Annotated in this window: 13 protein-coding genes; 11 read left to right on the forward strand and 2 right to left on the reverse strand. The window is 73.9% G+C overall.

What is annotated here, in order from left to right:
- The first annotated feature begins 5 nt into the window (after nt 1–5).
- The 5 genes from FB454_RS02965 (at nt 6) to FB454_RS02985 (ending at nt 3,918) form a co-directional block, all read left to right on the forward strand.
- Nucleotides 6–1,235, forward strand: a complete 1,230-nt coding sequence (locus FB454_RS02965; protein ID WP_030268126.1) for an MFS transporter — start codon at nt 6–8, stop codon at nt 1,233–1,235.
- A 160-nt stretch (nt 1,236–1,395) separates the two neighbouring features.
- Complete coding sequence (locus FB454_RS02970; RefSeq protein ID WP_030268124.1) at nt 1,396–1,797, forward strand: DUF6153 family protein; 402 nt, start codon at nt 1,396–1,398, stop codon at nt 1,795–1,797.
- Between the two features lie 76 nt (nt 1,798–1,873).
- Entirely contained in the window at nt 1,874–2,530 is a 657-nt protein-coding gene (locus FB454_RS02975) for a DUF305 domain-containing protein (protein WP_030268123.1), read from the forward strand.
- Between the two features lie 108 nt (nt 2,531–2,638).
- Nucleotides 2,639–3,001 (forward strand): BlaI/MecI/CopY family transcriptional regulator, encoded by a 363-nt coding sequence (locus FB454_RS02980; RefSeq protein ID WP_013287118.1) that lies wholly within the window; start codon nt 2,639–2,641, stop codon nt 2,999–3,001.
- Nucleotides 2,998–3,918 (forward strand): M56 family metallopeptidase, encoded by a 921-nt coding sequence (locus FB454_RS02985; RefSeq protein ID WP_013476241.1) that lies wholly within the window; start codon nt 2,998–3,000, stop codon nt 3,916–3,918. The genes FB454_RS02980 and FB454_RS02985 overlap by 4 nt, the downstream gene beginning before the upstream one ends.
- A gap of 50 nt (nt 3,919–3,968) precedes the next feature.
- Here the strand turns inward: FB454_RS02985 and FB454_RS02990 are convergent, their stop codons facing one another.
- The gene (locus tag FB454_RS02990; protein ID WP_030268119.1) at nt 3,969–5,510 is read right to left on the reverse strand and encodes a copper resistance CopC/CopD family protein; all 1,542 of its coding nucleotides are present in this window, start codon (nt 5,508–5,510) and stop codon (nt 3,969–3,971) included.
- Nucleotides 5,511–5,921: 411 nt separating this feature from the next.
- Between FB454_RS02990 and FB454_RS02995 the strand changes: the two genes are divergently transcribed.
- The 6 genes from FB454_RS02995 (at nt 5,922) to FB454_RS03020 (ending at nt 12,289) form a co-directional block, all read left to right on the forward strand.
- The gene (locus FB454_RS02995; protein WP_145822443.1) at nt 5,922–8,840 is read left to right on the forward strand and encodes an AfsR/SARP family transcriptional regulator; all 2,919 of its coding nucleotides are present in this window, start codon (nt 5,922–5,924) and stop codon (nt 8,838–8,840) included.
- A 65-nt stretch (nt 8,841–8,905) separates the two neighbouring features.
- Nucleotides 8,906–9,142, forward strand: coding sequence for a hypothetical protein (locus FB454_RS03000; RefSeq protein ID WP_013287122.1), 237 nt, complete (start codon nt 8,906–8,908; stop codon nt 9,140–9,142).
- A gap of 70 nt (nt 9,143–9,212) precedes the next feature.
- Nucleotides 9,213–9,695, forward strand: a complete 483-nt coding sequence (locus tag FB454_RS03005) for a hypothetical protein (protein ID WP_145822444.1) — start codon at nt 9,213–9,215, stop codon at nt 9,693–9,695.
- Between the two features lie 3 nt (nt 9,696–9,698).
- The gene (locus tag FB454_RS03010; protein ID WP_013287124.1) at nt 9,699–11,477 is read left to right on the forward strand and encodes an ABC transporter ATP-binding protein; all 1,779 of its coding nucleotides are present in this window, start codon (nt 9,699–9,701) and stop codon (nt 11,475–11,477) included.
- Entirely contained in the window at nt 11,474–11,785 is a 312-nt protein-coding gene (locus FB454_RS03015; protein ID WP_013287125.1) for a S24/S26 family peptidase, read from the forward strand. Before FB454_RS03010 ends, FB454_RS03015 begins: the two co-directional genes overlap by 4 nt.
- A gap of 3 nt (nt 11,786–11,788) precedes the next feature.
- The gene (locus FB454_RS03020) at nt 11,789–12,289 is read left to right on the forward strand and encodes a MauE/DoxX family redox-associated membrane protein (protein ID WP_041799049.1); all 501 of its coding nucleotides are present in this window, start codon (nt 11,789–11,791) and stop codon (nt 12,287–12,289) included.
- On the opposite strand, the gene FB454_RS03025 is transcribed toward FB454_RS03020, so the two are convergent.
- On the reverse strand, nt 12,240–12,458 hold the full coding sequence (locus FB454_RS03025; RefSeq protein WP_083791333.1) for a PEP-utilizing enzyme: 219 nt from the start codon (nt 12,456–12,458) through the stop codon (nt 12,240–12,242). The genes FB454_RS03020 and FB454_RS03025 overlap by 50 nt on opposite strands.
- Nucleotides 12,459–12,608: the final 150 nt, after the last annotated feature.

Genomic DNA, 12,608 nt, shown 5'->3' on the forward strand with positions numbered 1-12,608 from the left:
GAACGATGACCAGCATCCGTGACCGGCAAGCCGGGTCCACCGCCCCGGTCGGGCGTCCCGAGGCCACCTCCGGCGCCGCCCTCCAGCTAGCCTTGGCCACCCTCGGCTTCCTGGTGAACTTCTGGGCATGGGCCCTGCTCGGTCCGCTGGGCCCCGGCATCAAGGAACGGCTGGGGCTCGGCTTCGCCGCGCAGTCCCTGCTCGTCGCGGTGCCGGTGATCGTGGGCTCGCTGGGCCGCATCCCGGTCGGCGCGCTCACCGACCGGTACGGGGCCCGGGTAGTCTTCCCGCTGGTCACCGTCGCCACCATCGTGCCGGTGCTGACCCTCACCACGGTCTCCTCCTACCCGGCGCTGATCGTGACCGGCTTCTTCCTCGGCATCGGCGGCACCGCCTTCGCCGTCGGCGTCCCGCTGGTGTCCGGCTGGTATCCGCCGGCCCGGCGCGGCTTCGCCATCGGCGTGTTCGGTGTCGGCATGGGTGGCACCGCGATCGCCAACTTCACCACCGTCCGGCTGGCCGACGCCTACGGGGAGCGGGCCCCGTTCCTGCTGGTCGCGGCGATCCTGGCGGCGTACGCGGTGCTGTCGTTCCTGCTGCTGCGCGACGCGCCGGGCCCGGCCCGGCCCACCGGGTCGGCCTGGCAGCGGCTCGCCGGCGTCGCCCGGCTGACCGTCACCTGGCAGCTGTGCTTCCTGTACGCGGTCGGGTTCGGCGGGTTCGTGGCCTTCAGCGTGTACCTGCCGGCGTACCTGCGCACCGCCTACGGGCTCAGTGCCGGGGACGGTGCGCTGCGGACCGCCGGGTTCGTCGTGCTCGCCGTGCTGGCCCGCCCGGTGGGCGGCTGGCTCTCCGACCGGCTACACCCCGTGCCGGTGCTGGTGTGGTGCTTCTCCGGGGTGGCCGGGTTCGCCGTCGTGCAGGCCTTCCAGCCGGCCCTGATGCCGGTGGCCACGGTCGCGCTGCTCGGCATGGCGGTGCTGCTCGGCGCGGCCAGCGGCGCGGTGTTCGCCTTGGTCGGCAAGGTCGCCCCCGCCGACCAGGTGGGCGCGGTCACCGGGCTGGTCGGGGCCGCCGGCGGGCTCGGCGGGTTCGTGCCGCCGCTGATCATGGGCTGGGTGTACGGGTCGCAGGGCTCCTACGCCATCGGGCTGATGCTGCTCTCCGACGTGGCGCTGGCCGCCGCGGTGTTCACCGCGGTGAAGATGGGAGGCCTGGCCCGCCGCGCCGGTTGACGGTCCCGGTACGGCCTGACCGGCGCCGGACCGGTCGGGCCAGGCACGACAAAGCTGAATCCGGGTAAACGCCAGCCCCGTGCCGAGCCGCCGTGATAATCCTTCTACTATGCGGTTGTAGTAGAAGAGGATGTCGGGGCGGCCGACCTCTGGGGGTGGGATGCGACACGTGAGGGTGGGGCGTCCACCGGCGCGCGCGCCGCTGCGGCTGGCGCTTCTCGTCGCCGTGACGCTCGGCGTGTTCGGCATGCACACCCTCGGCCACCCGGGCGAACCCGGAGCCGCCCACGCGAGCACCGCCCACCGGAGCGCCGCCGCGCCCGCCGCCGAACACGGACCCGACGGCTCGCCCGGACACCGGGGCGGGGAGCACGCGTTCACCGTGTGCCTGGCGGTGCTGGGCGGCGCACTGATCCTCGGCGTCCTGTCCCTGCTGCGGTCCCGCCATCGCGGCGCACGCACGCCGACCGGCCACCGCCGGCGGGTGATCAGCCCGGATCGAGGTCCACCCCGCCGGCCCATCGGGCTGCGACTGCGAGCCGTCACGGTCCTGCGCACGTGAGCAGACCCCGGTCCGGCGCCTCGCCCGAACCGACGGCCCTGTTCCGACCCACCTCACGACAAGGACCACGTACCAGATGACGCCAACCATCCTGCGTCGCGCCGCCCTCGCGGGCGTCGCCCTGTCCGCCCTGCTCACCGTCGCCGCCTGCGGCGGCGCGGACGACGCCGGCGGCATGACGCACGACGCCGGCAGTGCCACGCCGAGCGCCTCGTCCTCGGCCACCGCCACCGCCAACGACGCGGACGTGATGTTCGCCCAGATGATGATCCCGCACCACCAGCAGGCCGTCGCCATGGCCGACCTGGCCCCGACGCGCGCGAGCGACAGCGAACTGAAGGACCTGGCCGCAAAGATCAAGGCGGCGCAGGATCCGGAGATCGCCACCATGAAGGGGTGGCTCACGGCCTGGGGCAAGCCCACGGACCTGCCCAGCGACCACAGCATGCCCGGCATGAGCGCCACGCCCGGGCACGGCATGCCGGGGATGGACGCGGGGATGCCCGGCATGATGTCCGAGCAGCAGATGACGGACCTCGCCGCGGCGAAGGGCCCCGCGTTCGACAAGATGTTCGCCGAGATGATGATCGCCCACCACAAGGGCGCCATCGACATGGCCCGGACCGAGCAGGCCGACGGGAGCAACCCCGAGGCCAAGGCGCTGGCCGCCAAGATCGCCTCGGATCAGGCCGCCGAGGTGCAGACCCTGCAGAAGATCCTCGACCGCCTGTAGCCGGCGTGGTGCGGCCGGTTTCGGCCTTGGCGTCGGAACCGGCCGCACCGCCGCGCGGTGACTCCGCCGCGTCGCCTCGCGTACCCTGAGCGACACGAAGGAGGGCACGTGGCGGAACTGGGCAAACTCGAATCGGCCGTCATGGACGTGCTGTGGCGTGCCTCTGATCCGGTGCTCGTGCGCGACGTCCTCGACGCGGTGACCACCGAGCGGGCGCTGGCGTACACGACCGTCCTCACCGTGCTGGACAATCTGCACCGTAAGGGCTGGGCCGTTCGCGAGAAGGACGGCAAGGCCTACCGCTATCGCGCCGCCGGCACCCGCGAGGAGATCACCGCGCGCACCCTGCGTCGGGTCATCGAGACGAGCAGTCATCCCGACCTGGTGCTCATGCACTTCGCCCGGTCCGCCTCCGACCACGAGCTGCACATCCTGCGGCGGGTCCTCGACGAGCGGAAGTCCGAGGCGTGAGCCTCGCGCTCGCCCTCGTCACCGGCGCCGCGGCCGTGGCCTGGTGGGGTCCCGCCGCGCTGCGGTGGTGCTTCCGGCATGTCGCCGATCCCGTCGCGATGCTGCTCGGCTGGCTCGGCCTGCTCGTCGCGATGATCGCCACCTTTCTCCTGGCCACCGTGATGCTCCTCGCCCCGGGCAGCACCCGGCAGTGGGCACTGCACGACCTCGCTCGCGTCTGCTGGCACTGGGCCCAACCCAGCCGGCCGGCCGCCGTCGACGAGGTCGTCGGGGCGGTAGGGGCCCTGCTCCTGCTGACCGTGCTCGCCCGCTTCACCATGACCTGCACCCAGCGGGCCTACCGCGCCCACCGCGCCCGTCGCGCCCACGCCGACCTGCTCACGCTCGCCGGCGGGCCGCCTGCGTCCGGTGAGGCGGTGCTGTGGATTCCACACCCGACCCCGATGGCGTACAGCATCGGCGGATCCCGCGGACTCACGGTCCTGGCCAGCGCCGCCGGTGACCTGCCGGCAGAGCAGCTCGCCGCGGTGCTCAGCCACGAACGCGCCCACCTGCGCGAGCGCCACCACCTCCTCGTCGGCGCAGTGGAGGGGCTCGCGGCGGCCGTACCGTGGCTGCCACTGACCCGGCAGGCGCCCTCGGCCGTACGCCTGCTCGTCGAACTGCGCGCCGATGCCGCCGCGGTCCGCGAGTGCGGCCCGAGCGCCGTACGCGACGCGCTGCTGACCTTCGCCGGCGCGCCGCACCCACCGTCGGCGCTGTCGATGGCCGGCGCCGAGGTGGCCATCCGACTCCAACGCCTTCAGGGGTACCGGCCGGACCGCCGCAACGTGCTCGCCCGCGCCGCGCTCGCCTCGGCCACCCTGGCCGCACCCCTGGTCGTCGGCGTGGCCGCCGGCATCCTGTTCTGCCTGTAACCCCCGCGACCCCGTCCGCGACACGCGGCCGTGCGTCCGGTGGGCGTTGCCTACGTGCCGGCGTTGACCAGGATCGCGGTGACCAGCAGGACAGCGACCATCAGCACCGCCTCGACCAGCACCGTGCGACGCAGGCGACGCGTGCCGCCCGGCACGGGATCGTCCAACCGGGGTACCACCCGCCTGCTGTTGTAGAGCCCGATGACGGCGACGACCGCCACCAACGCGACCTTGACCAGCAGCACCCGCCCCCAACTGGTGCTCACCAGGTGACCCGGCCGGTCCAGGATCGCCACGGTCAACGCGACGCCGGCGACTCCGGTCAACGTCACCGCCGCCGTGGCCGGCACGGAGAACCGCACCGCCATCTCGGCGGCCCCGGTCGGCGCACCGAGACGTGCACGCCCCAGCAGCAGCGCGGCCAGGAGCAGGACCCCACCGACCCACACGGCTGCGGCGAGAGTGTGCGCGACGTCCGCCGCCACGACGATCATCCGCGGTCGCGCGGTGACGGTGTGCCCGTCGAGCAGGAACGAACCCACCAGCAGCGCCACGGTGACACCCAGAAGCACAGGCCGGACCGCGCGCGCCCGGACCCGGTGCGCGTCGTCGTCGTGCGCTTCGCCGACGGTGGGCACGACCAGGGGTTGAGGGTCGGTCGGGATACCGGCGACGGTCGCTGCGGCGTGCCGACCGACCGCGTGCCGGCCCCGGATCAGCGCCGGCTCCAAGGACCCGGCCACGAGCAACCCGGCCGCGCCGGCGAGCCGCAGACCCAGGCCGGCGGCCACCGGTGTACGACTGAGCGCGGTCAACGCCTGTGTGCCGGCCGCCGAGGCGAGACCACCATCGGCACTGAACACCGCCGCCAGCGCCGCGAGTTCGAGCACCGCGCCGGCTGCCACCGTCAGCCCGGCCGCCCGCACCCAGACCTGGACCAGCTGGATGTCGCGGCGCGTTCCCACCAGCGTGGTCAACGCGAAGACCAGACCACCGACACCGAGCAGGATCGCCCCGTAGGACAGCCACCGGCCCGCCACGCCGACGAACCGCACCGCCCCCTGTTCGGCGTCAGCGGTATGACCCACCGCGTGCCCGCCGGCATGGGCCGACGGCGACGCCGACGGCAGTCCTGGCACACCGTGACCGGCATGCCCGGGCGGACCGGCGGTGGGCCGGGGCGTGGCCGTCGCCCCGGGTGCCGCAGCCGACGGAACCACAGTGAACGCCACGTCGCCGGTCAGCGGGTGAGCATCAGGGGCGGCGACACTCCACCGCAGCGCGAACTCCCCGCCGGTCAACGGGGCGGCCGGGTGCACCAGCCACGTACGACCCCCGTCCGGGGTGTGACTGGTCACCGCAACGGCCTCGCCGTCGCGGGAAAGCCGGAAACCGGCCCCGGTGGGCGTGCCGGGCGCGCTGAACGTCAGCCGGACCTCTCCGACAGCGCCACTCACCCGCGCGCCGTCGGCCGGCACGGCCTTGACCAGCTTGAAGTGCGCGGCGGCCGGCGAGGCGAACCCGAGCACCACGAACAGGGCTGGACACCACGCCAGCCATACCAGCAGCACCCACCGTGCCACGCCACGCATCGGCAACCTGCGCCGGGAAGACCTCGTCGATGCGGCGGACACCGTCAGGCCACCTGGGCATGCCGCGAGAAAGGCACTGCTGAACCCTCCGTCGAGAAGACATGGACCCGGCGCCCATCGCTCCGACCTGACGCGGTCGCCATCATAGGGCAACTACTAGCAAGGAGTAGTAGCTCACTGGTGCCGCGCAAATCGACGGCGGCCCCGCCAAGGTCGGACACGCGCAGGTCACCAGGGCTCGGGCAGGCCACCGGCGTCGCGGTGTCCGCGTCGGACCGGCCACCCCGCGACCGGGCAGACAGTGGCTCTGGTCACGATCTTCGGGCCGGATCGTCGTGACCAGCGCTTTCCGCGCCGGGAACGTTCCGGACGTGCGGTCACGAAGGGCGCAGACCGCGCTAGTTTTGCGCCGTGCGTGGGTATCGGATCGGCATCCTCGGTCGGATCGAGGTGAGCATCGACGGTGTGGCCGTGTCGCTCGCCCCGCTGGAGCGGGCACTCGTCGCGAGCCTGGCGGCCCACCACGGACGCATCGTCTCCGTCGACCGCCTGATCGACGGGCTCTGGCCGTACGATCCGCCCACGGGGGCGCGCAACCGGGTCCAGGCGGTCGTCGCCTCGGTCCGCCGCGGCGCGAAGCCGGAGCTGATCCTCACCCGCTCGCCCGGCTACCAGCTGAACCCCGTGGCGGTCGTCGACTCGGCGGAGTTCGCCGCCGAGGTAGCGGCCGCCGCGGCCACCGCCGATGCCCGCCGCGCCGTGGAACTGCTCGACCGGGCGCTGGCGCGCTGGCGCGACGACGCGTTCGTCGACGTCGGGTCGCGGCTCGTCGAGTACGAGCGCGATCGGCTTCGTGAGCTGCGCGAGCACGCGACAGAGCTGCGCGCCGAGGCACTGCTCTCGCTCGGTCTGCACCGGGAACTCGTGCCGGAGCTGACCACGCTGGTCCGCGACCGACCCCTGCGGGAGCGGCTGCGTGGCCAGCTGATGGTGGCCCTGCACCGCAGCGGCCGACAGGCGGAGGCGCTCGCCGTGTACCGGGCCGGGGTCCGGGTGCTGGCGGAGGAGCACGGCATCGACCCGGGGCCGGAGCTGCGGCAACTGCACCGGGAGATCCTCGGCAGCGAGCAGGAGACGTCCCCGCGGGGGTGGGTGCGCCCCAACCAGCTTCCCGGAGTCACCGGTGACTTCGTCGGGCGGGACAAGGAGCTGGGGCTGCTGCTGTCGTTGCTGGGGCGCACCCCGACGGTCGCCGGGGTCGCCCAGGTGATCGTCGTGACCGGGCTGGCGGGAACGGGCAAGACCACGCTGGCGCTGCGCGCGGCCCACGAGAGCCGGCACCGCTTCCCCGGGGGGTGCCTCTACGCGGACCTGCGCGGCAACACCCCGGATCCGGCGCGGCCCGGCACGGTGCTCGGCGCGTTCCTGCGCGCCCTCGGCGTGGCCGGCGAGGCCATCCCGGCGGCGGCCGAGGAGCGCGCGGCGCTGTACCGCTCCGTGCTCGCCGACCAGACCTTGCTGGTGATGTTGGACAGCGCGGCGGACGCGGCGCAGGTGCGTCCGCTGCTGCCGCCCGGCGGCAGCGCTGTCGTCACGAGCACGGGAGCGCTGCCGGGGCTGGCGGGCGCCGAGGTCGTCCCGGTCGACGTGCTGCCGATCGACGACGGCCTGGACCTGCTGGCCGGGCTCGCCGGCGGCGAGCGAATCGACCGGGAGGCCGGGGCCGCCGCCGACGTCGTGGAGCTGTGCGGTCGCCTGCCGCTGGCGTTGCGAATCGCCGGCGTGCGGCTGGCCGAGCGGGAGGCGATGACCGTGGCGCGGTTACGCGAGCGGCTGCGCGACGAGCGACGGCGCCTCGACGAACTCTCCCTCGACGGGCTCGACGTGCGCAGCAGCTTCACCGTCGGGTTCGAGCGGTTGCCGCAGCCCGCCGCGCGGCTGCTCGCGGTGCTCAGCCGCACGTCGCTGCGCAGCTTCGGCATGTGGGACGAGACCACCGAGCCGCTGCTGGAGCAGCTGTGCCGGGCCCACCTGCTGACCGACGACGCCAGCGGCCGGGTACGCATGCACGACCTGGTCAGGCTCGTCGCCCGGGAACGCACCGAGGTCCCCGTCGACGAGGTCGTCGCCTGGTACGCACGGCTGCACGCGTACGCCGAGCGGGCCGACGCGTCGCTGCCCTGCGGGGCCCTGCCGGTGGCCGACGCGGGGCCGGCGCTCGACGCCTGGGAGGCCGTCGACTGGTTCGAGGCGGAGCGGGAGAACCTGGTCGCGGCGGTGCAGGACCTGCTGCGGCTGGGCGCCGTCGACCTGGCGGGGCGGTTGGCCTGCACGATGGGCAACTTCGCGACGATGCGCAGCCAACACCTGCCCGAGCTGGTCGACTGTCTGCGCGCCGTGCTCGACCGCCACGCCGAGCTGCCGTCGGCGACCCGGATGTCGCTGCGGCTGCACCTGGGCACGGCGTACCGGTCGCTGAACCGGCACGCCGAAGCCGTGCCGCTGCTGCGCGCGGCGCAGCGGGCCGGCCGCGGGCGGTGGGTGGCGCACCGCCTCGTCGCCCTGCAGGGCTACTCGCTGTGCTGCCGCCACCTCGGCAGGTTGCGGGAGGCGGACGCCGCGCTGCTGGTGATGGTGCGGCTGTGCGCCGCGCACTGGCCGGTCGGCCGCGTCGGCGGGCACGTGCTGCTGGCCCTCGGCATGCAGCACGGGCAGTACCGGCTCACCTCCCCGTTCGCCTTGGACGCCTGCGCTGCGGCCCTGCGGGTCTTCGTCGACGACGGCGACGTGTGGGGCGAGGCGCTCGCGCGGGAGACCATCGGGCTGCTGCACCGGCACGCCGAGCAGTGGCCGCCAGCCGTGGAGCAGCTTCGGCAGGCGGTGGCCGCCGCGCGCCGGCTCGGCGACCGGATGAGCGTGACCACGGCCGAGCAGGCGCTGGCCGCGACGCACCTCGCGGCCGGCGACGGCGAGGCGGCACGGCGGCTGCTGCGGCGTACGGTGCTGGCGTTCCACGAGCTGCGTCACGAGTGGGGCGAAGCGATCTCCCGGCGGCTGCTCGGCAAGGCGCACCTCGAGGAGGGCGACGCGGACCGGGCGGTGGTGGAACTGGAGAGTTCGGTGGCGATGCTGCGCGGCGTCGGGCAGCCGTTCCCGCTGGCGAACTCGCTGCACCTGCTCGCGCGGGCGCAGGCCACCCTCGGCAGGCACGACCGGGCCGTCGCGCTGGGCGAGGAGGCGCTGCACATCTTCGAGCACTTCGACTCCGCGTACGTCGACGACCTGCGCGAATCGCTGACGCGTTGGCGGAGCGCAGCCGGCGCGCAGTAGGAGCGCAGGGCGCGCGCAGCGGCACCCAGCACAGTGATGGCAGTCACCCACCAAGGAGGTCTGCCATGACCAAGCTCATCAACCGCGTCGGCGACGCGATGCTCAGCAAGGTGCTCGGCCGCGAGGTGGCCGGCGCCTGCGTGCCGGAGCACGGCCAGTCGTGCTGCGCGGTGTCCAACGGCTACTGCTCGGGCGGTTCGTACTTCCGCTACTACCGGCGGAGCACCCTGTCCTGCACCGGCGTGTGCTCGGTCACGACGTCGTCGCCGATCTGCTACACGAAGAAGGTCGGCGTCTGCTGACCTGGCTCATCCTCGGGGGCCGCGCCGTCGGCGCGGCCCCCACTCCCCGCTGACTCGTTGAGGAGTTCCCATGCCGGGTTTCGCCTACGCCGCCATCGCCGTGATCGGCGCGGTAGCCGTGCTCAACCTCGTCCTGACCCTGGCCCTCGCCCGGCGGCTCCGGGAGACGCAGACCGCCACCGCCCACGACGGCGGGGCCGCCCCCGAGGTGCTGCCCGCCCCGGGCCTGGAGGTCACCGGCTTCCCGCACGTCGACCTGACCGCCGGTCGGCGCACGGTGGTCATGCTGACCCCCACCTGTCCACCGTGCCAGACCATCCTGGACACCCTCACCGTCGACGCCCGGCGCTACCGCCACGACACCTTCGTGTTCATGATCGGCATGCCGGAGGACACGGTGGAGATGGCGCCCCGCCTGGCCGACTTCGACACGGCGACCATCAACGAGGACCAGGCGGAGAAGGAGTTCGGGGTCAAGGGCTTCCCCGCCGTGCTGTCGGTCGTCGACGGCGTCGTCGTCAACTCCAGCCACCAGCTTCCGGTCATGGCCTGAGACGTGGCCACGCTGCGAGCCGCCCTGCGACTGGGCTGCGCGGACCGCAGGGCGCTCGCCGCCACGGTCGCCCTCGTCGTCATCGGCGCGGCGCCCCCGATCGGCGTCGCGTGGTTCACCAAGCTGCTGTTTGACGAGGTCGGCAGGGGCCGCTCGGCCGACCCGTCGACCGCCACCTGGTACGCCGTGGCGATCGCCGTCCTGGGCGCGTTGGCGGCGATCGCCAGCCGGGTGTCCGGATACTTCACCACGGCCCTGCAGAACGCGATCACGATCGCCGCCGACGTGCGGCTGTACCGGAAACTGAACACCTTCGTCGGGCTGGGCCCGTTCGAGCAGCCGGCCCTGCGCGACCGGCTGGCGCTGGCCCAGCAGGCCGCCACCCAGGCGCCGTACGTGGTCGTCATGTTCGCGGTCGACGTGGCCCAGAACGTCGTCACCATCGGCGGCTTCGCCGTGATCCTGACGTCCCTCTGGCCGCCGGCCGGTCTGCTCCTGCTCGCCGTGGCGGTGCCCGACTTCCTCATCCAACTGCGACTGTCCCGGCGGACCGCGCGGGCCGTGGAGGAGAGCGCCAGCCTGTTCCGGGCCCGGTTCCTGTTCCAGACCGTGCTGACCGACCTGCGCGCCGCCCGGGAGGTGCGCCTCTACCACCTCGGCCGTTTCTTCCACGACCGGCTCATCGGCGCGGTGCGCTCGGCCGCCGGGATCGAGCTGGCCGCCGCCCGGCACACCACGACGGTGCAGGCGTGCTGGGCGTTGGCCGGCGCCGCGGTGACCCTCACCGCGACGGTGTTCGCGGTGAACGCCACGGTCCGTGGCCGGCTCAGCCTCGGCGACCTCACCCTCCTGCTGGCCGCGTTCACCGCGGCGCACAGCGGCCTGGCCGGCATCGCCGCCCAGCTCGGCGAGGCCGGTGCCGCCATGCGGCTGTTCCGGCACTACGTCGCCGTCCTCGACAGCCCCACCGACCTGGTCGACGGAACCCTGCCGGCGCCGCCGCTGCGCACCGCGATCAGGTTCGAGGACGTATGGTTCCGCTACGACGAGGACGGCCCCTGGGTCCTGCGGGGCGTCGACCTCACGATCACCGCCGGGCAGGCCGTCGGGCTCGTCGGACTCAACGGGGCCGGCAAGAGCACCCTGGTCAAGCTGCTCTGCCGGTTCTACGACCCGGACCGCGGCCGGATCACGTGGGACGGGGTGGACCTGCGCGAGCTGCGGATCGAGACGGTGCGCCGGCGGATGGGCGCGGTGTTCCAGGATTTCATGTGCTACGACCTCACCGCCGAGGAGAACGTCGGCATCGGCCGGCTGCCGCACACGACCGAGCAGGTCGCCGAGGCCGCCGCGCACGCCGAGATCCACGACCGCCTCCGCGCCCTCCCCCACGGGTACGCCACGCTGCTCAGCCGCACCTTCGCCGGCCAGGACGGCGAGCCCGGCGTGACGCTCTCCGGCGGGCAGTGGCAGCGGGTCGCGCTCGCCCGGTCCCTGATGCGCGCCGACGCCGACCTGCTCATCCTGGACGAGCCCAGCTCCGGGCTCGACGCGGACGCCGAGACCCGCGTGCACGCCTCGCTGACCCGGATCCGCCACGGCCGCACCGGGCTGCTGATCTCCCACCGGCTCAGCACCCTGCGCGACGCTCGGCGCATCGTCGTGCTGGACGCCGGGCGCGTCGTCGAGTCGGGCACGCACGACGAGCTGATGGCGGCCGGCGGTGAGTACGCCCGGCTCTTCCGCCTCCAGGCGGACGGCTACCAGCTGGCGGCGACATGACCGGCTGGCTGCGCCGCCGCTGGCGCCTCGTGGTGGTGAGCGGGCAGAGCATGGCGCCGACGCTGCGGGACGGCGACCGGCTCATCGTCCGCGTCGGCCGGGCGCCCGCCGTCGGTGACCTCGTCGTCTTCCGGGCCCGCGACGTCGTCCCCGCCTCCGACCTGACGTGGATGGTCAAGCGGGTGCACCGGGTCGAACCGGACGGCGCCGTGACGGTACGGGGCGACAACACCCACAGCCAGGACTCGCGGCATTTCGGCGCGGTGCCACCCGAGGCGGTCCTCGGCGTGGTCAGAGGGAGGCGATGACAGATGTACGTCGAGATCGGGTGCCGGGTGCTGCTCGGCACGGTCCTGCTGGCGGCGGCGGTCGGGAAGGTCTCCGGCCGCGACGCCTACCGCGAGTTCACGCGCTCCGTGCGCGACATGGGCTTCCGGCCCGCCGGCCCGCTCGCCGCGGCCGTGGTCGCCGCCGAGTTCACCGCCGTGGTCCTGCTGGCGGTGTTCCCGCTGGCCGGATTCCTCGCCTCGGGCGCCCTGCTGCTCGCCTTCACCGCCGCCATCGTCGCGAACCTGCGGCGCGGCGGCGGCACCTGCCGCTGCTTCGGCCGCACCGCCGCGCCCCTGGGCCGGCACCACGTGTGGCGCAACGCGTTCCTCGTCGCCTGTGCCGTCGCCGGCGCGCTCGCGCCGGCCGGTGCCGTACGCCCCGGCGAGGCGGTCCTGGCCGGCACCGCCGCGCTGGCCGTCGGCGTGCTGGTCGTCATGCTGGACGAGCTGCGCTACCTGTTCGGCGTCGCCAGCCGCACGTGACACAGCCGACCACGGCCGGGATGCCGAGGGTCCGGGCCGGGATCGCGGTGTGGCTGGTCGGCCCGCCCTCGGCGGTGACCAGGCCTGGTTCGAGACCGGCGGTGTCGGCGCACGCCAGGTCGCCGGCGATGAGCAGGTACGGGTGGCCGGGGTCCGGCACGCCCGGCATCGGCGGCCCCAGGCACGCCGCGACGTGGGGCCCGCAGGTCGTCGAAGTCGCTGACCCCACGTCGCGGTCGCGCTCTTGGAGGCACACACCGGTACCGGTGATGCCCGATGGCTCCGCCGGGCGTGTCCTACGCCCGGCGGAACCGCAGTG

The sequence above is a fragment of the Micromonospora sp. CNZ297 genome (assembly GCF_007827625.1).

Excerpts from the sequence above, each read along its gene's own strand:
- FB454_RS02970 (WP_030268124.1), top strand. The coding sequence starts at position 1,396 with ATGCGACACGTGAGGGTGGGGCGTCCACCGGCGCGCGCGCCGCTGCGG.
- FB454_RS03020 (WP_041799049.1), top strand. The coding sequence starts at position 11,789 with ATGTACGTCGAGATCGGGTGCCGGGTGCTGCTCGGCACGGTCCTGCTG.
- FB454_RS02975 (WP_030268123.1), top strand. The coding sequence starts at position 1,874 with ATGACGCCAACCATCCTGCGTCGCGCCGCCCTCGCGGGCGTCGCCCTG.
- FB454_RS03000 (WP_013287122.1), top strand. The coding sequence starts at position 8,906 with ATGACCAAGCTCATCAACCGCGTCGGCGACGCGATGCTCAGCAAGGTG.
- FB454_RS02990 (WP_030268119.1), bottom strand. The coding sequence starts at position 5,510 with ATGCGTGGCGTGGCACGGTGGGTGCTGCTGGTATGGCTGGCGTGGTGT.
- FB454_RS03025 (WP_083791333.1), bottom strand. The coding sequence starts at position 12,458 with ATGCCGGGCGTGCCGGACCCCGGCCACCCGTACCTGCTCATCGCCGGC.
- FB454_RS02965 (WP_030268126.1), top strand. The coding sequence starts at position 6 with ATGACCAGCATCCGTGACCGGCAAGCCGGGTCCACCGCCCCGGTCGGG.
- FB454_RS03005 (WP_145822444.1), top strand. The coding sequence starts at position 9,213 with ATGCCGGGTTTCGCCTACGCCGCCATCGCCGTGATCGGCGCGGTAGCC.
- FB454_RS03015 (WP_013287125.1), top strand. The coding sequence starts at position 11,474 with ATGACCGGCTGGCTGCGCCGCCGCTGGCGCCTCGTGGTGGTGAGCGGG.